The sequence below is a fragment of the Chelonobacter oris genome (assembly GCF_000772535.1).
Taxonomy (GTDB): Bacteria; Pseudomonadota; Gammaproteobacteria; order Enterobacterales; family Pasteurellaceae; genus Chelonobacter; species Chelonobacter oris.
The window spans coordinates 333,349-353,658 of record NZ_JSUM01000003.1 but is presented as its reverse complement, the minus strand read 5'-3'; the positions used below and the strand labels follow the sequence as shown (position 1 = coordinate 353,658).

Annotated in this window: 18 protein-coding genes; 6 read left to right on the top strand and 12 right to left on the bottom strand. The window is 48.0% G+C overall.

The annotated features are described in order from the left end of the window. Position 1: 1 nt before the first annotated feature. The 4 genes from OA57_RS03040 to mukF all read right to left on the bottom strand — a co-directional run bounded on the left by OA57_RS03040 (position 2) and on the right by mukF (position 7,565). Positions 2-874 (bottom strand): EamA family transporter, encoded by an 873-nt coding sequence (locus OA57_RS03040; protein WP_034613251.1) that lies wholly within the window; start codon positions 872-874, stop codon positions 2-4. Between the two features lie 98 nt (positions 875-972). Continuing rightward, complete coding sequence (mukB, locus tag OA57_RS03035) at positions 973-5,454, bottom strand: chromosome partition protein MukB (RefSeq protein WP_034613249.1); 4,482 nt, start codon at positions 5,452-5,454, stop codon at positions 973-975. Next, positions 5,454-6,218: a chromosome partition protein MukE gene (gene mukE, locus OA57_RS03030; protein WP_034613247.1), complete on the bottom strand. Its 765-nt coding sequence runs from the start codon at positions 6,216-6,218 to the stop codon at positions 5,454-5,456. Before mukE ends, mukB begins: the two co-directional genes overlap by 1 nt. 21 nt (positions 6,219-6,239) lie before the next feature. Next, positions 6,240-7,565, bottom strand: coding sequence for a chromosome partition protein MukF (gene mukF / locus OA57_RS03025; protein ID WP_034613244.1), 1,326 nt, complete (start codon positions 7,563-7,565; stop codon positions 6,240-6,242). Positions 7,566-7,762: 197 nt separating this feature from the next. Here mukF and ttcA point away from each other — a divergent pair, with 197 nt between their 5' ends. The 4 genes from ttcA to ykgO all read left to right on the top strand — a co-directional run bounded on the left by ttcA (position 7,763) and on the right by ykgO (position 11,175). Further along, a complete protein-coding gene (gene ttcA, locus OA57_RS03020; protein WP_034613242.1) occupies positions 7,763-8,719 on the top strand; it encodes a tRNA 2-thiocytidine(32) synthetase TtcA in 957 nt (318 codons plus the stop codon). 16 nt (positions 8,720-8,735) lie between these two features. Beyond that, complete coding sequence (locus OA57_RS03015; RefSeq protein ID WP_034613240.1) at positions 8,736-10,580, top strand: ABC transporter ATP-binding protein; 1,845 nt, start codon at positions 8,736-8,738, stop codon at positions 10,578-10,580. A gap of 178 nt (positions 10,581-10,758) precedes the next feature. Beyond that, a complete protein-coding gene (locus tag OA57_RS03010) occupies positions 10,759-11,022 on the top strand; it encodes a type B 50S ribosomal protein L31 (protein ID WP_034613238.1) in 264 nt (87 codons plus the stop codon). A gap of 9 nt (positions 11,023-11,031) precedes the next feature. Continuing rightward, on the top strand, positions 11,032-11,175 hold the full coding sequence (gene ykgO / locus OA57_RS03005; RefSeq protein ID WP_034613237.1) for a type B 50S ribosomal protein L36: 144 nt from the start codon (positions 11,032-11,034) through the stop codon (positions 11,173-11,175). Between the two features lie 53 nt (positions 11,176-11,228). Here ykgO and rnm read toward each other — a convergent pair whose 3' ends face one another. The 6 genes from rnm to rplY form a co-directional block, all read right to left on the bottom strand. Continuing rightward, positions 11,229-12,101, bottom strand: coding sequence for an RNase RNM (rnm, locus tag OA57_RS03000; protein WP_034613235.1), 873 nt, complete (start codon positions 12,099-12,101; stop codon positions 11,229-11,231). Positions 12,102-12,160: 59 nt separating this feature from the next. After that, complete coding sequence (locus OA57_RS02995) at positions 12,161-12,718, bottom strand: cell division protein ZapC domain-containing protein (protein ID WP_034613232.1); 558 nt, start codon at positions 12,716-12,718, stop codon at positions 12,161-12,163. Between the two features lie 86 nt (positions 12,719-12,804). After that, entirely contained in the window at positions 12,805-14,139 is a 1,335-nt protein-coding gene (folC, locus tag OA57_RS02990) for a bifunctional tetrahydrofolate synthase/dihydrofolate synthase (RefSeq protein WP_034613231.1), read from the bottom strand. 6 nt (positions 14,140-14,145) lie between these two features. Further along, on the bottom strand, positions 14,146-15,060 hold the full coding sequence (gene accD, locus OA57_RS02985; protein ID WP_034613228.1) for an acetyl-CoA carboxylase, carboxyltransferase subunit beta: 915 nt from the start codon (positions 15,058-15,060) through the stop codon (positions 14,146-14,148). Positions 15,061-15,155: 95 nt separating this feature from the next. After that, the gene (gene truA, locus OA57_RS02980) at positions 15,156-15,941 is read right to left on the bottom strand and encodes a tRNA pseudouridine(38-40) synthase TruA (RefSeq protein WP_034613226.1); all 786 of its coding nucleotides are present in this window, start codon (positions 15,939-15,941) and stop codon (positions 15,156-15,158) included. 77 nt (positions 15,942-16,018) lie between these two features. Next, positions 16,019-16,303 carry a 50S ribosomal protein L25 gene (gene rplY / locus OA57_RS02975; RefSeq protein ID WP_034613225.1) on the bottom strand — a complete coding sequence of 95 codons (285 nt, stop codon included), beginning with the start codon at positions 16,301-16,303 and terminating at the stop codon, positions 16,019-16,021. A gap of 317 nt (positions 16,304-16,620) precedes the next feature. Here rplY and OA57_RS02970 point away from each other — a divergent pair, with 317 nt between their 5' ends. Next, positions 16,621-17,229 (top strand): DedA family protein, encoded by a 609-nt coding sequence (locus tag OA57_RS02970; protein WP_034613223.1) that lies wholly within the window; start codon positions 16,621-16,623, stop codon positions 17,227-17,229. An 89-nt stretch (positions 17,230-17,318) separates the two neighbouring features. On the opposite strand, the gene OA57_RS02965 is transcribed toward OA57_RS02970, so the two are convergent. Both OA57_RS02965 and OA57_RS02960 read right to left on the bottom strand, forming a co-directional pair. Continuing rightward, on the bottom strand, positions 17,319-17,780 hold the full coding sequence (locus OA57_RS02965; protein ID WP_034613221.1) for an outer membrane lipoprotein: 462 nt from the start codon (positions 17,778-17,780) through the stop codon (positions 17,319-17,321). 23 nt (positions 17,781-17,803) lie between these two features. After that, the gene (locus OA57_RS02960; protein ID WP_034613218.1) at positions 17,804-18,400 is read right to left on the bottom strand and encodes a VOC family protein; all 597 of its coding nucleotides are present in this window, start codon (positions 18,398-18,400) and stop codon (positions 17,804-17,806) included. A gap of 93 nt (positions 18,401-18,493) precedes the next feature. Here OA57_RS02960 and argS point away from each other — a divergent pair, with 93 nt between their 5' ends. Continuing rightward, positions 18,494-20,224 carry an arginine--tRNA ligase gene (argS, locus tag OA57_RS02955; protein WP_034613216.1) on the top strand — a complete coding sequence of 577 codons (1,731 nt, stop codon included), beginning with the start codon at positions 18,494-18,496 and terminating at the stop codon, positions 20,222-20,224. Positions 20,225-20,310: the final 86 nt, after the last annotated feature.

The window sequence follows — 20,310 nt, the reverse complement described above, 5'->3', positions numbered from 1 at the left end:
CTTACGCCACCAGTTTATCCAAATAAAACAGACAAAAAATCGACACGATTCCCAAGACGATACCAATCGCATTGGCTTTATTGATTTTTTCTTTAAACAGCCAAGCGCCGGTCAATGTGCCTAAGCAGATCACACCGATATTCATGCCGGCAAACACCAAGGTCGGATTATCACTGTAGTTTTGATGTGCTTTGATATAAAACAAGATATTCATGAAATTCAGTGTGCCGAGCAGTAAGCCGCCTAACATACTTTTACCGTGCCAACGGGTTTGTTTAACCAATAAATAAATAAAAATCACACAAGCGGCAAGGCAAAATGAAACAAATAGCGTCAGCGGAAACGCCCCACCGGTTTTCGCCATTTGCTTAAACAGAATATCAATCACACCATAGCCGAGCCACACCAATAGCAAATTCAGCCAACCACGCCCTGCTTCAGGTTGCTTATCACTTTTTTTCCACAATAGGCATAAAAGTGCGGTAAACGCCAACACTAAACTGATCGCCCTACTTTGGATTAGAACCTCATTAAAAATGGTAAACGACGCTAAAATAGGCAAAAATAATGACAAGCGTTGCGCCGCATCAGATCGCACGATCCCCGCACTTTCCACCGCTCTTGACATCACAATAAACACCGTCGGCAACAAAATCCCCAGTGCCAGGAAAAGGTAGGCATATTCATTCTGCGCCACCACTTCACCCAACGACTGTCCGGCAAAATTCGGCTTTAAAAAATAATAACTCAGCCCGATTGCCATAATATAATTAAACGCAATCGCTTGAGTAATATTGATATTCTGCTTACGCGCCACTTTTAAAAAAACAGAAACAATAACGCTACAAAGAACGGCAATAGCGAGGTTGTGCATGGATTTTCCTTTTCTACCGATAAAGTCGGCTATGAATAAATTTTAAATTTGATGATTAAAGTGCGGTTAAAATATCCACTCTAACCGCACTTTTAACCCTACTCCGTTGCTCCGAACCCTCGCAAGCCGACCACATGAACGTATTCGTGATTATGGGCGATTTTACGGACTAATTTGTAGGTTGTGCCTTTTTCCGGACTGATGTTTTCCGGCGCGGCAATCAGAAGCTGCATATCCAAACGTTCGCACAGTTCAAACAACGTTGAAATGGATTTTGCGTCTAACCGGGCGGCTTCGTCGAGGAACAGCAAGCGGCACGGCAGAATATCTTTGCTGCGCATACGGCGTGATTCCTCTTCCCAGCTTTGCACCACCATTAACAAGATTGACATTCCTGTTCCGATCGCTTCCCCGGTGGATAATGCTCCACTTTCGGCGCGCAGCCAACCGTCTGCACCACGGTAGACTTCCACTTCCAGATCAAGATAATTACGGTAATCCAGTAATTCTTCACCGATGGTTTGCGCCGTGCGCTGCCCCATATCAAGGTGCGGGTTAACGCGTTGATACAATTTCGCCAACGCTTCAGAAAATGTCATTTGGTTGTTGTTGAATAAATCTTGATACTCGTCCCGCTCGCCCGACAAGGCATTCAGCAAAATGGCGTGGGTATCACGGATATTCACCACCAAGCGCACACTTTTTACCTGTCCGAACGCAATATTTTGCAAGCCCTGATTCAGCATACGGATGCGGTTTTGTTCACGCTGAATGGTTTTGCGCATGATATTGGCAACGCTTTCGCTACTGATCGCCAGTTTACGTTCACGATTGGTCAGCTCTTCGGTTAAACGGGAAAGCTCGATTTCCATTTGCTCGATGGCATCGATCGGATCATCTGTTTTGATAATATCCTGCCGAATCCGCTCACGCAGGTGCTGGTATACCGCAATGAAAAACCGCACTTTGTTTTCCGGTTTACGTGAATCCTCCGATAAACGCAGGCTGTCACGCAAATATTCGTTATCCGCCACCGCCGTGCGCAATGCCCCCAATGCCTTATCCGACATGGAACGCAATTCATCGGCGGAAAGATACGCCAGTTCACGTTTATTCAAGCGCCGTTCGACATCGCTGTTGCGCGATAAGCGCAGCACCACACACCAGCTGACTTTGGCGGCGACCACCAGTTCACGTTGGCTGCGATAATCCCGCTCTGCTTTACGAATGATCCGCACCAGATTTTCACTTTCCGATTCCAGCAAGGTCAGTTGTTTTTCCACATAACTGCGCCGTTGGCGACTTTGGGAAAGCGCTTGATGTAATTCCTCACGGCGTTGCAATGCACGTTGTTCTGCGCCTTCATCGGCACGACCGCCGATTTTATCCACCTCTTCCAACAGTTCCTGCAACATATGATTTTTAGCATCAAGTGAACTGCGCAATGAAATCTGCACTTGATTAAATTCAGCAAACTGTTTCTGTTTTTGTTGCATTTGATCGCGTTGCTGTTCCCGTTGCCGCTGTAATTGCGCCAAGCGTTGCCGCAATTGTTCATTCAGTTCGGAACCCTCGCTTTGCAGCTGTTGCTCGTAATCAAAATGCGCCCGACGCTGTAATACGTCGGAAAGCGCATAAAAACACTGCTGCGCCCGTTTTTGCTGATCAACCGTGGTTTGATAATCGTGCCTTAATGCATCATATTGCTGCGGATCACTTTGTAAAGCGGCGGCAATCGGCTCGAGCTGCTGCAATTGTTGTCCGAATTGGCGGATAAACTGCACGTCTTGTTCGGCAAGCAGCAGCTGTTCACGGTATTCCTCAATCCGATCTTGTAGCGTATCGTCCGCCAACAAGCCGAGTTGCGGCGATAATTTATTCAGCAGGCGTACCAATTCTTTACTGTCCGCCAGCTGCAACCGCACTTGCTGTTCACCGGCAACAAATTGATTTAATTCACGATCCAGTTCATTACGCTGCGCATTAATTCGCTTCATTTCCTGTTCCGGATTCGGCAAAAACGCCAATGCCAAATGCAACCCGACAAATTGGCTGAACTGCTGGTGCAAACGCTGGCATTTTTGTACGTCGAACGCCCGTTGGGCGTGCTGCTCGTTGACCGCTTCCAGTTCCGCCGTTAACGATTCCAAGCGTTTTTCACGCGCCGCACGTCCAAAGAGCGGTATTTCAGGAAATTTGGAATAGCGCACTTCCCGCTCGGAAACCTGCACCACCACGCCGCTTTCCAGTTCTTGCGCTGAAAAAACGTTATCGTCAAACGCCGCCGGATCGCCTTCAATCAGGTACAAATCGTCCGGACAATCGTCCAATTGTTGCAGCTGTTTTTTCACCGACCCCAAATCCCGCACTACAATCGCATGGCGTGCAGGGCCGTATAATGCCGAAAAGTACGGTGCATCTTCTAAGGGGACATCGTCATAAAGCTCCGACAACAATACGCCGCCGAAGCGTTCGGCCAAGGCGTTCAGGCGGGCATCTTCCGAACCGTCCGGCTGGCTCAAACGACTGATTTGTTGTTCCAGCTGCTGCTTTTTCAATTGCAGCTGATCGCGCTGCATGGTGTTTTCACGCTCTTTTTCCAGCTGTAACTGCATGAAATCCATCACGTCTTGGCTATCACCGAATGGCTGTCCGCTCTGCTCGCTCAGCCGCTCCAGCGCCGATTGCGCCGTCAGCCAGGCGGGCGCTTTACGCTCGTTTTCCTGATAAAGTGCGGTCAATTGTTCACGCTTTTGACGTAAAGCAGAACGGCTTTCGCCTTGTTCCGCTAAGTTATGGGTCAGCTCGTCAACCAAATCTTGTTGTTGCAGGTGAAACTCATCCAGTTCTTGCGAATCGCTCAGTTGCAAGCCGCTGCGTTGATTAAATTCCTGTAACAGCTGTTGTGCCGATTGCTGCGCCATTAAACGCTGTTCCAATTCGTTTAACCGGCTGCGCAACCCGACCGCACTTTGTGCCTGCGCTTTTTGTTGCGGATATTCCGCCAACAAGGTTTTTGCCTGTTCCCAAGCGGCGTTGCGCGGAATTTCACCCACAATAGCCGTCAGCAAGCGGTAGGCTTTGTCAAATTGCGATTTTGCGGCGTCCGACACTGAAAGCCGCTGCTCCAATTGCAGCACGTTTGATGTCAGTTCTTCCACCTGTACTTCGAATTCTTCATGGTACTGTTCGATATTTTTCAGCGATAATTCATTTAAGCCGCACACCTCTTTAGCTTTTTCCAGCGCTTTTACCGCTTGCTGATATTGCAAGGCGCGGGTCTGCTGTGCATCCAGCGCCTGCTGATAATCCGCCAGTTGCCCACGCACCTGATCGATTTCCATTTCGCCTTGTTCAAAACGCTGTTGTGCTTCTTCAAGCTGTTCGGCGGCGGTTTCCACTACGATTTGTTGTTCTTCCAGCTTCTCGCGCAATTCGTTGACATCATCTTGATAGCGATTGATTTTTTCCTGATGGCGCAAAACATTTTGTACCAAATTCAGGTGATCGACCGCACTTTGATGATCCACTTCCAAACGTTTTTCGTTTTCGGTCAAATCCGCTGCTTCACGACTTAATTCAATTAATTTTTGTGCGGAAAAAATTTGTTCCTGTTTCGCACCGAACAAGCTGCGACGGAAATTTAAGGCGCTGTCGATATGGTGACGGCGATCGTTGGCGTTGCGCATATAGTCGGCGGCAACGTAAGCGGTGGATTCATTGATCAAATGTTTGAACAAATCACGATCCGACTGGGTCACTTTAATAGCTTCCAACGTCATGCGGTTTTCACGCAATGCCGCTTCCATATCCTGAAACGCCTTGCGCACGCCCGGATTTTCCGGCAACAAGTAATCACGTAACGAACGGGTGATCGCACTGGAAATCCCGCCGTAAAGCGAGGCTTCGATCAATTTGTAGAATTTGCTGCGGTCGGACGAGGAGCGCAGGCGTTTCGGGATAATTCCCAATTCAAACATCATGCTGTGATAATCGGTGACCGAGTTATATTGTTTGAATTGCGCCCCGCCCTGTTCCGCGTTGTCTTTTAATTCGTTCAGCGCCAACACCCGCGCCTGCCGATCATTGACGGCTTCAGTGAAAAGTGCGGTCGGATCGACTGACAACGGCAGCCCTTGAATCGAAAACGATTTGATGTCGACTTTTTTGTCCCGTCCGGCAACTTGTTGCAGGCGCACCCCGACCAACACCCGTTGATTGCGGGAATTTAAGGTATCCAGCGCCGCATAACACACGCCGGGGCGTAATTTTCCGTGTAAGCCTTTATCACGGGATCCGCCGGTTGAACCGGCTTCGGTGGTATTGCGGAAATGCAGTAAGGTTAAATCCGGAATCAATGCGGTCACAAAACCCGCCATGGTAGTGGATTTTCCGGCACCGTTACCGCCTGAAAGTGTGGTGACCAATTCGTCCAAATCGAAGGTTCGGGCAAAAAAACCGTTCCAGTTGATCAAGGTTAACGAGCGGAATTTACCGCGTTCAACGTCTTGTGCGTGATGGGTTACGGTTTGCGTAACGTTACTTGCCAATTCGTCGTGTGGTTGTTCAAATTCGCTCATTATTCACGCTCTCCCTGATCATCATTTTCAATGTCGTCCTCATCGCCTACACCTGATTGCTGCGGTTCAAGCGATGCCGCAAGTGCGGTTTTTGCCGCTTGCTTCTCTTCTTTTAAAGATTGTGCATTTGCCGCTTCGCCGTCACGAATCAGACGTAATTGCGCCTCCAACGGATCATCGCCCGACCGCACTTCGGCGCCAAAACGGAATACCGATTCGGAAATGACGAATTTTCCGCTGAATTGATCGCCGACGGTGGTAATCATGCCCAAACGGCGCAGGCGGTTTAACGCCGCCCGCATTTTTTCCGCCAGTTTTTGTTTATCCAAGTCGGAACCGGAAGAGCGCTGATTGACCGCTTTCAGCAATTTCCCTTCATCTGCCAGATTCAGCAGCTCGTCATAGACTTCTTCACTGCTGAAAATGCCTTGCTGCGCCAAGCGTTCCGGGCTTAAATAGAGATAGCACAGCACTTTGCCGACCAGCATTTCCAGCTCGGACAATACGCTGCGCCCGATTAAAGTGCTGGATTTCGGACGCAGATAGAAAAAGCCTTCCGGCGCACGAATCAGTTCGACATTATAGCGGCGGTAAAAGGCTTCCAATTCATATTGGAAATCCATCAAAAAGGCATGATTATCCAACTCATCGATGCTGATATGTTTACCGGCACGCAGTTGACTGTCCACATTCGGAAATAACGGATTGGCAATTGCCGTCGCCAATTTGGCGGGCATGACATCAGGGGAAAAAGTTTCGGTCATCATTTTTTCGTTTCGGTTAAGTTATTTATATTGGTCTATCACGTGTGCCTGCACTTCGGCACCGTGTCGGTTGATTTCCTGCCACTGCGGATAACGCGCGCTGAAATCGCTGTTTGCCATGCCCAAACGTACCGCTTGATCGACAATAATCCTTGCCACATCAAAATGGCGGGAAAGCGGATACTGTTCAAGCTGTTGGCGCAGAATTTGACTTAAGTCAATCGGTTGATTCTGCTCACGGTAGGCAATCAGTAGGGTTTGCATCTGTTCGACAATCTGTTCGTGCAAATCGGATAAGGATTCGTATTGCAGCTCGTCCGGCAGTTCGCCCAATGCATCTTCATCGCTCAATGCCAGCTCTTCATCACGCAGATCGACCAACCGCTCGGCCTGTGTCGTCCACAAATACCAAGGGGCATCAAAATAGTGGTGAATCGATTGGCGTAAACGGCGGGAAAAGACTCGGTTTTTGTCCATATCGATTGCGGTACGAATAAACTTGTGTACATGGCGGTCATAGCCGATCCACAGGTCAATCGCCTGCTGCCCCCAGCTGATGATTCTGTCCAGTTTGGCTTGCAGATTAACGAGCAGTTGATCGACAAAATCCAGTTCGGCACGGCCGATAATACAATCCTGAATCCGTAACAACTGTGCTTGCAGTTTATCACCGGCGGCGTTAAGGGTATCTTGCAACTCGCGCAGATTGCCCGACGTTTCGTCCAGCAACTGCTCACAACTGATAAGCGCCGCCTGCCAGTCTTTGGTCAACAAATCGGCAATCTGCTCTTTGATGCCTTGTTGATTTTCGTCCATGATCCGCTGCGATAAATCGATGCTGTCAAAAATTTCGGCGACCGAATATTTTAACGGTGCATACACATTGCGCCGCCAATGGTGATCGTCCCCGTCCTCTTCCGCCGCAGAAGATGCGCGCTGAATTTCATCAGCCACGATTGAAAGCTGCACCGACAGGCGCAATGCAGAAAATTCACGCTGGCGGATATAGTAATCGGAAACGCCGACACCCAGCGGCGTCAGACGGTAAATCGAAATCCCTTCGGTGAATTCACTGCTGAAGCGATTTAAAAAACGCTGTTTCACCAGTTCGTTAATCGCATTGTTGGCGCGTTGTTGCAGGGTTTCTTCCGCCAGTCCGAATTCATTGGACACCAAACGAAACATATCGACCAGATCATGCTCGATCATCTCGCCGTCAATTCGTTCATTATTGTAGATCGCAATCGTCAGCAAAAAAGCTAACCGCTCGGTAGGCAAATTAAGCGAGAATTCACGCTGTTTCGTCCAATTCACCAATTCCGGAATTGTTTGTACCGTTTCAGTCATGGGTGTACTCAAAATGTCAGAAAGCCGTATAAATTAAAGTAGGTTATTGTACACGAAAATTCTCGGGCTGACAGCTTAAAAGGTATTTCGCCAAGTGCGGTCTTCAGCGGATTACCGATAAAAAAGTAGCATTTCCGCCCGTTAGCCAGTATCCTATGCGCTGATTTTTACTTGCAAAACCGCACTTTTAACGAATCATGAAAACAACTGACAAAACGGCTGAACAAGCCCAATTAACGAAAAAACAAACCTATAATTTAAACAAACTGCATAAGCGTCTGCGTCGCAATGTCGGCAATGCGATTGCCGATTTCAAGATGATTGAAGAAGGCGATAAGGTGATGGTTTGCCTCTCCGGCGGCAAAGACAGTTACACCCTGCTGGATATTCTGCTGAATTTAAAACTAAGCGCTCCGATTCATTTTGATATTGTGGCGGTCAATCTGGATCAAAAACAGCCGGGTTTTCCCGAAGATGTACTACCGAACTATTTAAACGGCTTAGGGATCGAATACAAAATCGTGGAAGAAAACACCTACGGCATTGTGAAAGAGAAAATTCCGGAAGGCAAAACCACTTGCTCGCTTTGCTCCCGCCTGCGGCGCGGGATTTTATACCGCACGGCAACCGAACTGGGCGCAACCAAAATTGCGTTGGGGCATCACCGTGACGATATGTTGGAAACGCTGTTTTTAAACATGTTCTACGGCGGGAAACTGAAAAGTATGCCGCCGAAACTGATTAGCGACGACGGCAAACAAATCGTGATTCGCCCGTTGGCATATTGCAAAGAAAAAGATATTGAAAAATATGCCGTTGCCAAGCAATTCCCGATTATTCCGTGTAATCTGTGCGGTTCACAGCCGAATTTGCAGCGGCAGGTAGTGAAAGAGATGCTGCAAACGTGGGATCGTCAATATCCGGGACGGATTGAAACCATGTTCAGTGCGCTACAAAATGTGACACCGTCACACTTGTGCGATCCGACATTATTCGATTTTAAACGTATTCGCCGCGGGCAAATCATTCCGGGCATTGAAGGTGATATTGCGTTTGATAAAGAAGATCTGACGCCGCTTCACCGGCAAGATGATGAAGACGAATCGCCCGAATTTACACAAGCGCAATTGATTCGCTTTAAAGAAGTCAATTGATTAAGGATGTTATGCGATGAAAAAACTGTTTGAATGGTTCGAAGCCCGGATTAATCCTTATCCGGACGATGCGCCGACAACCCCGAAAAACACCCTGTTCAGCTTTATCTGGTCCGGTTTGGGCGGTCTGCGCGGTTGGCTGTTTGCGCTGATGATTTTTAACGTCGGCATGGGGATTTTTGAGGCGCTGCTGTTTAAAATCATGGGGTCGATTGTCGATTGGCTGACGGAATTTTCCCCTTCGGAACTGCTGACCGCCAAAAGCGACAGCTTAATGTGGATTGCGCTACTGCTGGTCGTTAGCCCGATTTGGTTATGGTTGTTGTGCAGTATCCGTTTTCAAACCTTACAGGGCGTATTTCCAATGCGGCTGCGTTGGAATTTCCACCGTTTGATGCTCGGTCAAAGTCTGTCGTTCTATCAAGATGAATTTGCCGGACGGGTTTCCGCCAAGGTGATGCAAACCGCACTTGCCGTGCGTGATACGGTGATGACCTGTGCCGATATGGTGGTTTATGTCGCCGTCTATTTTATCTCTTCGGGCATCATTTTGGTTCAGTTTGACGGCTGGCTGTTAGTCCCGTTTTTAGGCTGGTTGTTCTTTTTCTTCGGCATGATGTTCTATTTCGTGCCGAAACTGGCGGATACCGCCAGCAAACAGGCGGATGCCCGCTCGCTAATGACCGGACGGATCACCGATGCTTACGCCAATATCACTACAGTGAAACTGTTTTCGCACGGCACACGAGAATCCAACTATGCCAAATCATCAATGCAGGAATTCATGTATACCGTGCATGCGCAAATGCGCTTGGTCACGCAATTGGAAATCTGCAACCATATTTTGAATACCCTGCTTGCGGCTTCAACTGCCGGATTAGGCATTTGGTTATGGATGCAGGGACAGATCAATGTCGGTGTCATTGCTGCGGCGACGGCGATGGCATTGCGGGTCAACGGCTTGTCGCACTGGATGATGTGGGAATCGGCACGCCTGTTTGAAAATATCGGTACAGTGCAAGACGGCATGAGTACCCTTTCCAAACCGCATACCGTCGTCGACAGCCAAGATGCTAAACCGTTAATCGTTAGCGGCGGGGATATACAATTTAAGCATGTCGATTTCAATTATGACGAAAACCGCACTTTGTTGAAAGACTTCAATCTGCATATCAAACCGGGGGAAAAGGTCGGACTGGTCGGACGTTCCGGTGCGGGAAAATCAACCTTAACCAATCTGCTGTTACGCTTCTACGACATCAATAACGGACAGATTCTGATTGACGGGCAAAATATCCAAGATGTCACCCAAGAGAGCCTGCGTGCGCAAATCGGCTTGGTGACTCAGGACACTTCGCTGCTGCACCGATCAGTGCGTGAAAACATTGTCTACGGCCGCCCGAATGTCGACGAAAGTGCGGTCTTAAAAGCCGCCGAACAAGCGGCGGCCGATCAGTTCATACCGCACTTGCACGATTCGCATGGTCGCACCGGTTACGATGCCCATGTCGGCGAACGCGGCGTGAAACTTTCCGGCGGTCAACGCCAACGAATCGCCATTGCCCGGGTGATGCTAAAAGATGCGCCGATCCTGCTGTTGGATGAAGCCACCAGTGCGCTGGATTCCGAAGTGGAAATTGCCATTCAGGAAAATTTGGAAAAACTGATGGCAAATAAAACCGTGATTGCCATTGCCCATCGGCTTTCCACCATCGCCGCCATGGATCGCCTGATCGTGATGGATAAAGGACAAATCGTCGAGCAAGGCACACATCAGCAATTACTGGCGCTAAACGGTGTCTATGCCAAACTCTGGTCGCATCAAAGCGGCGGTTTTCTGGCGGAAGACAACCATGATTAACAAATTTTAATACCCGATTTAAAGGCGGAATTTCCGCCTTTTTTGTTGCCGAGTCTCAACCCTTTCTCATTTAGAATAAAAAAGTGTGGTTTTTTCTGTTTTGCTATTGATAATTATTATCAATCATATATTATGCTATACCTTATTTTTGATTCCCCCTAACAGGTAAGGTTAAACTATGAAAAAAAATATTCACCCGGAAAATTATCGTACCGTTTTATTCTATGATTCCAACGCCAAAACCGGCTTTTTGATCCGATCTTGCGCCCGCACCAACGGCACAATGAAGTGGCAGGACGGCAATGAATATCCGGTCTTCATGTGTGATACCTCCTCGGCATCGCACCCGTATTACACCGGCAAAACGCGTCAGTTGGCAACAGAAGGGCGTGTCAGTGATTTCACCAACCGTTTTGCAAAATTCGGGCTGAAAAGCCGATAAGGAGACAATATGCAAGTATTATCGTCATTAAAAAGTGCCAAAACCCGCCACCAAGGCTGCAAAATCGTACGCCGCCACGGGGTGGTTTATGTCATTTGCAAAGAAAATCCGCGCTTTAAAGCCAAACAGGGCTGCGCAAAGAAAAGACGCTGACAGGCAAGGTGAAACGTAAGCCGCAAATTGACGGCTTATGTTTCACCCTACCGTCAATCTGATGTGATGATATCGGAAAGCGGCTCGGCTTGCCAAATCGGTTTGGAAACCGTCGGCAGCCAAAGATTTTTGCCCAGTTCTATCCAGCCGCAAGGATAATGGAAATCAGATCCGGCGGACGCATACAAGCCCATTTCATCAACCAATTTTGCTAAAGTATAGCGTTGATCCGGTGATTGTCCGCTGTGCGCCACTTCCACCGCATCGCCCCCCCAGCAGCAAAAATCACTCAACAGACGATTCAGCCATTTTCGAGTTAACGGATAGCGCAACGGGTGGGCACAAACCGATAACCCGCCGGCCTCACGGATGACCCGATTGGCCGTTTCAATATCACACCATTGCGCGGCAACGTAGGCCGGTTTCCCTTGTCCCAAATAGCGCTTGAATGCCTGAGTATCGTTTTTTACTTTGCCGATTTGCACCAGATAACGGGCGTAATGCGCGCGAGTGACTTCACCTGCCGCCAACGATTTCGCCCCCAAATAAGCATTTTCCACACCGCACTTTTCCAGCTTAGCACCGATTTCCAACGCCCTGTACTGCCGCAATTCGGCTTGCTGTGCTAAAAGTGCGGTCATGGACGGATGTTGGTGATCAAAGCCTAAGCCGACGATATGAATTCCCCGATTTTGCCATAACGTTGAAATTTCGACACCATTGACCAGCGTAATGCCGCATTGCGCTGCGGCTTGCCGGGCTTGATCCAAGCCGCCGACCGTATCATGATCCGTCAATGCCAAGACATTAACGCCTTTTTCCGCCGCTCTAGCAACCACTTCTGCGGGCGTTAATATCCCGTCGGAGGCATTACTGTGGCTATGCAGATCAAATTGTAAGGTCGGCGGGGTTGGTTGTGGTTGCATCAAATTTTCTCAATTCGTGGTCAAGTGGGGAAATAAGGTATGATTTTTTAAGAAGATTATCAAGCACTTTGTTGTTGCCAATACGGTTCTGAGGCATAGTCGGCGGCCGCCAAATACTGCAATCGGTTCACGAAAATGCGCAACGGTTGGCCGAATTTCAACTGCAAACCGGGCAAATTCAATTCTTCTTCCAATAACAGGCAGTCCGCAACCGTATCATCACCGGCAAACGACAATAATGAAATGACCTGCTGCGTTTGTTTGAGCCGAGTCTGCACCAGATAGGGATACGGTTGTGCCGCATGGGGACCGTCTGATTCGGTGGTTTCAAAAAACCAACTTTTCGGCTGTGTCGGCAATAAAAAGGTACGAGCCGCCACAGCGGTATAGGCAAGCAATTCTCGCTGTTGCGGCATAATTAAATCACAGTGTTCGATCAATTCTTCAATCTGCGTATAAAATATGAACTCATCGGCTTCACATTCAGTAGCCGCATAAGCGCTTGGATTCAGCATACTGCCTTGCAATGCCGTACGGATTTTCCGATTGGTCGTTTCAGAACACAGCATCAGACAATCCGCCGTATTATCGTACGTCCAATAAAAAAATCCGTTCATTTTCATTCCACACTTTCTGTCACAAATCTGACTTTATCCTACCTGTTTTCGTTTTATACAGCCAGTTTTTTATCCTGTTTTACGACTTAGACCGCACTTTTTGGCTGTAGTAATGCCAAAAATTCGGCCACGGTAAAAAACGAGCCGAAAATCAACAACAATTCGTCGGCAGACATGGTTTGAAGTGCGGTTCTTACCCCGTCAGTCACACTGTCGGCGGTTTGCGTTTTCAATTGACATTCGGGCGCTAAATACGGCTGCACTGCCGCCTGCAATTCGACCGCACTTTGTCCGCGATAACCGGTCAATGAAGCAAAAATCCATTGCTCAATCAAGTCGGATAGCGGCTCAACCACATGGACGGCATCTTTATCCTTCAACATCGCAAATACAGCGGTGATTTTCACGTTACGTTGTAACTTAAATTGGTTTAATTTCTGCGCTAAATAACGGGCTGCATGTGGATTATGGCCGACATCGACGATAATCTGCGGCAGATTCGATTCGTTTAATCGCCAATCGTGTGCCAGTTTTTGCCGCTGTTCGGTATTTATCGTCTGAAAACGCCCGCTGAGTTCTACTTGCGACAAGGTTTCGACAATATTGTCCGGCGTAATCTGAAACGGTAAACAACAACAAACCGCAAGTGCGGTTGCCGCATTGGCTAACGGAATTTGCGGCAACGGCAACTGCTGCCGGAGAACCGTTTCGCTCTGCCACTGCCAAGTCTGCCCTGTTTGACGGTATGACCATTCTTTTCCGAGGCAAAACAACGGGCTACCGATTTGCCGTGCATATTGCCCTACAGATTGCGGCAAATCGGGTTCACCAATCACCGCCGTTTTCTGCGAACGGAAAATACCGGCTTTTTCATACCCGATTTGTTCTAGGTTATCGCCCAGATAATCGACATGATCGATATCGATTGAGGTAATCACGCTGATATCGGCATCAACGATATTGGTTGCGTCCAAACGTCCGCCCAGACCGACTTCCAGAATCACAATGTCCAATTCGGCCTGTTTAAACAGATAAAGCGCCGATAAGGTGCTGAATTCAAAATAACTCAAGGATTCGGTTTTGTGTTGTTCCAGAAAATAAAACGCCGCGGTATGCTGCTGATCAGGTAATTCCCGCCCCTGAATCCGCACACGTTCGTTATAACGCAGTAAGTGCGGTGAAGAATAAACCCCAACCCGATAACCGGCATTCAACAATAACATTTCCAGTAAACGGCAGGTCGTACCCTTGCCGTTGGTGCCGCCGACGGTGATCACGAAAGGTGCAGGTCTCAGCAAATCCAGATGTTGCGCAACTCGCTTAACCCGATCCAGCCCCATATCAATTATTTTGCTGTGGCTTTGCTCTATATAGCAAAGCCACTTCTCCAACGGAGAGGTGGCTTGTAGTGTTGTCATAATAATCGATTAGTCTTGTGTTTGCCGCGCATCTTCCGTTTCCGCTACGAATTCGGCTTCCTTAAACGGAGACGGCTTACCGCATAATTTGGAGAGAATGCTTGCCAGGGTTTTACGCATTTCTAAACGGTTGACAATCATATCGATGGCGCCTTTTTCCAACAAAAACTCACTGCGTTGGAACCCTTCCGGCAATTTTTCACGCACGGTCTGCTCGATAACTCGCGGACCGGCAAAGCCGATTAACGCTTTCGGTTCGGCAATATTGATGTCCCCCAACATGGCAAAACTGGCGGAAACACCGCCCATGGTCGGATCGGTCAACACTGAAATATACGGCACACCCGCCTCTTTCAATTTTGCCAGAATGGCGCTGGTTTTAGCCATCTGCATCAACGAAAACAGCGCTTCCTGCATTCGTGCGCCGCCGCTGGCCGAAAAACAGATCAACGGACAATTGGCGGCAAGTGCGGCTTCTGCCGCCTTAACAAATTTTCCGCCGACGACCGATCCCATGGAACCGCCCATAAAATTGAAATTGAATGCGGCCACTACTACCGGCAAATCATAAATTTTACCCTGCATTACGATCAGCGCATCTTTCTCACCGGTCTGCTTTTGTGCGGCGGTGAGACGATCTTTATAACGTTTCAAATCTTTAAATTTCAGCACATCTTCCGGTTCAATATCCGCCGCCAGTTCTTGTGCGCTGTTTTCATCCAGTAACTGCACTAAACGCGTTCTCGGATCGATACGCATATGATGACCGCACTTCGGACATACTTCCAAATTGCGTACGACTTCATCACGATATAAAACCTGCTCGCAAGCGGTACATTTGGTCCAGATCCCTTCCGGAACATTGGCCTTTTGGCTACTGCTGCTCACTGAGGTTTTACTAAAAATTCTTTCAATCCAGCTCATTGGTTAACCTTGTTGATGATGAATGGGTTGTGATAATCGCAAATATTACACCATATTTATCACTTTTTTTATACATTTTTCTAAAACTCACCGGCTCAATCAGCTAAAAAAAGCGGACCTAATGCGGTTTTCGGCAAGCCGAACGCCTGCGGATAAATCACATCGACCAAATACAGTCCTGCCGCTTTTGCGGTTGCCGCCGCCAACGTGCGGTCTTTTTGCCGTTGCAGCCAGCCGATCCATTCAGGCGGGTGATTGCCGTTTCCGACCTCAAGCAAACTGCCGACAATATTTCTGACCATATGGTGTACAAACGCATTAGCCTGAATATCGATCATGACATACCGCCCGAAACGGCTGACATGCAAGTGGTGTACATTGCGCCACGGCGAATTCGATTGACACTGGGCGGCGCGAAACGAACTGAAGTCCAACTCCCCCAATAATGCCTGTCCCGCAAGGTGCATTTTTTCATGATCCAGCTCTTGATGGTAATGTGTCAATCCGTTAACCAAAATCGCCGGCCGCAAAGGGCTGTTATAAATCAGGTAACGATAACGACGGGCAGTGGCGCTGAAACGGGCATGAAATGTCTGCGCTACCGGCATAGCCCACTTGACTTTAATATCCGCCGGCAAATTGGCATTGACGCCTAATGTCCAAGCTTGCGGTTGGCGCACGGCATCCGTTTCAAAATGAACGACTTGCCCTGTCGCATGAACGCCGGAATCGGTACGACCGGCACAAAAAACCGTCACATCATGTGCGGCAACCTTGCTTAGCGCCAACTCCAAGTCTTGTTGTATACTTTTTACCGATTGTTGTCGCTGCCAGCCGAAATAACGGCTGCCGTCATATTCGATTCCCAGTGCAATTTTCATCTTTACCCCGATTCAGATACGAAAAAACACCAAACAACGAAGAATTGTTGGTGTTTTTTCAGACTACGTTTTAACGATTAAACGCGTTTGAAATCCAAGTGCGCTAATTTCGGTTTGAACGGGTGGCGTTGTACCGCCTGAATTTTAACCGCAACCTCTTTACCGTCAATAACCAGTGTAATCACATCTGTATAGAAGTTATCATTGGTTTGGGCGTTATTCACTTCATCATGGTTTAACACGATAGAAACCGGCGCTTCGCTGCCACCGTAAACGATTGCAGGAACGCTGCCCGCATGGCGCAGACGGCGGCTCGCACCCGTACCCAACACCTGACGAACTTCAGCATTAAATTTGTACATGTTGTATTTCTCACATTATGAAACCCGGCTCAAATAAGCCCAAGGTTTCCATCAATATTAAGGATTGCAGGCGACCCAGCAACCCCGACAAGTATGGCTCAAGCTACACTGTGTGAACTCAAGGGCGGCTATTCTAGTCAATTTTTGATTCCGGCGCAAACAAAAACCGCACTTTACGCCAAGTTTTCACAAATTTGCCGCCTGCCCTCGGATTTTCTGTTTTTATGATGGCAATTATCGGTAAAAACAGGCAAAATAGTCACTTGCTCCAATCAAAGAATTGAATCCTTTAAACAAACAAAAATAATGGGTTAACCGTGCAATTTTTTATTGATTTTTTTACAAACTACGGCTATTTCGCCGTCTTTTTTGTCTTATTGTTATGTGGGCTCGGCGTGCCGATTCCGGAAGACATCACCTTGGTTTCCGGCGGAATTATTTCCGGTCTGGGCTATGCCAATCCGCACTGGATGGTGGTGGTCGGCATGATCGGCGTATTGTTCGGCGATTGCCTGATGTATCTGCTCGGTCGTTTTTACGGGGTTAAAATCCTGCGTTTTCGCCTGATTAAACGTTTTATCACCTTCAAGCGCCTGAAAATGGTCAAAGACAAATTTGATCGTTACGGCAACCGCTTACTGTTTTTCGCCCGTTTTTTACCGGGATTGAGAACGCCGGTGTACATTATTTCCGGTATTACCCGCCGAGTCAGCTTTGCCCGCTTCCTGTTGATCGATTTTATGGCGGCGATCATTTCTGTGCCGATCTGGATTTATTTAGGGCATCACGGCGCTGAAAATATCGACTGGATTAAAGCACAAATGCGCCACGGACAAATGGGAATTTACCTGATTCTGGCGGCTATTGCGATTTTCATCGGTATAACCTACTGGAAACGCAAGCGCAGACAGGTCGAAGAAGAGTAACGCTAAACAGACCTTTAATAAACAAAAAGAGCGGTTATCAATCAATATTGATAACCGCTCTTTGCATTAAGTGATATGACAAAAATGAATTACAGTGCTGATACGTTCAATGTTGAACCGCCGACAATGCGTACTCGGGCACCGGGTACCAGTTTAGCATCGTATTTTTGTACGACGACAATTTCTTTGCCGTCGTCTTTACGGATAACCAGTTCCAACGAATCGACCTGGCTGGCTTTTTGTTCAATCACACTACCGGCTACCGCGCCGGCTACCGCACCGACGGCGGTGGCAATCGCCTGTCCGGTTCCGCCGCCGACACCCGATCCTAATATTCCACCGATTGCGCCGCCGCCGACTGTGCCGATAACGCCTTGATTCGGTGCCTGAATCGCCACTTCACGACTGGAAACAATCGTACCGTAACTGATTGAACGCGCTTCTTTGGCTTGCTCGCCGGTATAAACATTGCCACTGTATACATCTTTATTGGCACAGCCGACAACGGCTAAGCCCATCATGACGGTGACAGCTAACATCGATTTTTTCATTTAATCTTTTCCTCAAAAAGTGATTATTGCCGTTCTGATTGCACAACATCTATAATATGATGCGGATGCAATTTGATACAAGCGTTATTTTGTGTATTGTTTATCAGGCGAATTGCAACCGAAATATTGCACAGCCTTTCACCTTTTACTTTAGGTTCGTCCACTTTGACCTCCAACAACCGATTTTTGTTCAAAGAAAATTGACGGATAACCCTTTCCAGCCACTCATTTGGTGATTCTTTCGCCAAAAAAGGGAACACGATTTCAATATGCTCCCAACCTTCTTGCGGATAATGCTTCTTTTTCGGCATTGGTAATTCCACGATTGATACCGCTTGTCCGGCGAGCAATAGCGGCTGATCCAGCAGCAACAGATAAATTGGCCTACCATTAACGATATTGTCACTCAATATCCGACCGCACTTTAACAATGCCTCCAGCCAAATCCGTCCTTGTGCCGCTGAATTGACCCGAATCGCCGCATGATCGATCATCAAATCGGCTAGAGTAAAACCGATGACTTGCGCCAATTGCAAAATCTGCCGTTCAAAACCACTAAATTGCAACTGAAGTGCGGTTTGGTCGGCAAATAAAGGATGCGCTTGCGTTAAATTTGTCATTTTTCCGAACTCTGTCTTTTCTCAATCCATAGAAAACGGTATTATAACGCCCAATTTATTAAATGAAATTTAATCTAAAAGGCTACAATTTCCGTGAATATTCAACGTATTTTATCGCAAAAAGTCAAACAAGCAATGATTGCCGCCGGTGCCGACCAAAACTGTGATGCCGTCGTCCGCCAATCGGGCAAACCGCAATTCGGCGATTATCAAGCCAACGGCATTATGGCAGCCGCCAAAAAATCAGGCATGGCGCCGCGTGACATGGCCCAGAAGGTGATCGATAACCTAGACGTCGGTGAATTGCTTGCCCACGTTGAAATTGCCGGGCCGGGCTTTATTAATCTGTTCATCAATAATCAATGGTTGGCGCAGCAAAGCCAATCGTTGTTACAGCAAGAGCGGTTAATAGCAACCTGCGAGAAGCCGCAAACGATCGTTGCCGACTACTCTGCGCCGAATGTCGCAAAACAGATGCATGTCGGCCATCTGCGTTCCACAATTATCGGCGATGCGGTGGTACGGGTGTTGCAATACCTAGGACACCATGTCATTCGCGCCAATCACGTTGGGGATTGGGGAACCCAGTTCGGTATGTTGATCGCTTATCTGGAAAAAGTGGAAAACGAACATGCCGACGATCTGGCGCTCAGCGATTTGGAAGCATTTTATCGCGCCGCCAAACAATGTTACGACACCGATGCCGACTTTGCGGAAAAAGCTCGGAATTATGTGGTCAAACTACAAGGCGGCGATCCATACTGTCTGACCATGTGGCGTAAGTTAGTCGATATCACCATGCAGCAAAACCAACAGACTTACGACCGTCTGAACGTCACCTTGAGCAATGACGATATCATGGGCGAAAGTCTGTATAACCCGATGTTGCCGCAAATTGTTGCCGATTTGAAAGCTAAAGGCATTGCTGTGGAAGATCAGGGTGCGTTGGTCGTCTTTTTAGATGAATTTAAAAATAAAGACGGTGAAGCAATGGGTGTAATTGTGCAAAAAAGCGACGGCGGTTTTCTCTATACCACCACCGACATCGCCGCAGCCAAATACCGTCACGAGGTATTACATGCCGATCGGGTGCTGTATTTCACCGACAGTCGCCAAAGTCAGCATTTGCAGCAGGCATGGGCGATTGTGCGTAAAGCCGGCTATATTCCCGACGAAATGCGCTTAGAACATTTTAATTTCGGCATGATGTTGGGAAAAGACAACAAACCGTTCAAAACCCGTTCCGGCGATACGGTCAAACTGACTGACTTACTGGATGAGGCCATTGAACGTGCCGGCAAATTGATTGCAGAAAAAAATCAGGATTTAACCGCCGATGAATTGCATCAAGTGACTGAAGCCGTTGCGATAGGGGCTGTAAAATATGCGGATTTATCAAAAAACCGTACGACCGATTATGTGTTCGATTGGGACAATATGTTGAGTTTTGAAGGCAACACCGCCCCTTATATGCAATACGCCTACACTCGTATCAGTTCGATTTTTAGCCGCAGCGGAACGGACATATCTTCGTTACAGGGTAACATTCGGTTGCTTGACGAAAAAGAGCGTACACTGGCAATCAAACTCCTGCAATTTGAAGAAGCGGTGCACGCGGTTGCCAAAGACGGCACGCCGCATATGCTCTGTGCCTATCTTTATGAACTGGCCGGTGCATTCTCCGCTTTCTACGAACACTGCCCGATTTTAAACGGTGCCGATGAAACGACAAAGAACAGCCGTTTACAATTGGCCGCACTGACCCAAAAAACCTTGCGACAAGGACTGGCATTGCTAGGCATTAAAACAGTCGCCCGTATGTAATCGCCTGTATCCGCCCGTTAAAAAATCGCCATGCTTTCCAGCACGGCGATTTTTTTATGTTAACCCATTAATCGGAAAAACCGCAC

Coding starts and splice junctions, on each gene's coding strand:
- OA57_RS03040 (WP_034613251.1), bottom strand. CDS start 874: ATGCACAACCTCGCTATTGCCGTTCTTTGTAGCGTTATTGTTTCTGTT.
- mukB (WP_034613249.1), bottom strand. CDS start 5,454: ATGAGCGAATTTGAACAACCACACGACGAATTGGCAAGTAACGTTACG.
- mukE (WP_034613247.1), bottom strand. CDS start 6,218: ATGACCGAAACTTTTTCCCCTGATGTCATGCCCGCCAAATTGGCGACG.
- mukF (WP_034613244.1), bottom strand. CDS start 7,565: ATGACTGAAACGGTACAAACAATTCCGGAATTGGTGAATTGGACGAAA.
- ttcA (WP_034613242.1), top strand. CDS start 7,763: ATGAAAACAACTGACAAAACGGCTGAACAAGCCCAATTAACGAAAAAA.
- OA57_RS03015 (WP_034613240.1), top strand. CDS start 8,736: ATGAAAAAACTGTTTGAATGGTTCGAAGCCCGGATTAATCCTTATCCG.
- OA57_RS03010 (WP_034613238.1), top strand. CDS start 10,759: ATGAAAAAAAATATTCACCCGGAAAATTATCGTACCGTTTTATTCTAT.
- ykgO (WP_034613237.1), top strand. CDS start 11,032: ATGCAAGTATTATCGTCATTAAAAAGTGCCAAAACCCGCCACCAAGGC.
- rnm (WP_034613235.1), bottom strand. CDS start 12,101: ATGCAACCACAACCAACCCCGCCGACCTTACAATTTGATCTGCATAGC.
- OA57_RS02995 (WP_034613232.1), bottom strand. CDS start 12,718: ATGAACGGATTTTTTTATTGGACGTACGATAATACGGCGGATTGTCTG.
- accD (WP_034613228.1), bottom strand. CDS start 15,060: ATGAGCTGGATTGAAAGAATTTTTAGTAAAACCTCAGTGAGCAGCAGT.
- truA (WP_034613226.1), bottom strand. CDS start 15,941: ATGAAAATTGCACTGGGAATCGAATATGACGGCAGCCGTTATTTCGGC.
- rplY (WP_034613225.1), bottom strand. CDS start 16,303: ATGTACAAATTTAATGCTGAAGTTCGTCAGGTGTTGGGTACGGGTGCG.
- OA57_RS02965 (WP_034613221.1), bottom strand. CDS start 17,780: ATGAAAAAATCGATGTTAGCTGTCACCGTCATGATGGGCTTAGCCGTT.
- OA57_RS02960 (WP_034613218.1), bottom strand. CDS start 18,400: ATGACAAATTTAACGCAAGCGCATCCTTTATTTGCCGACCAAACCGCA.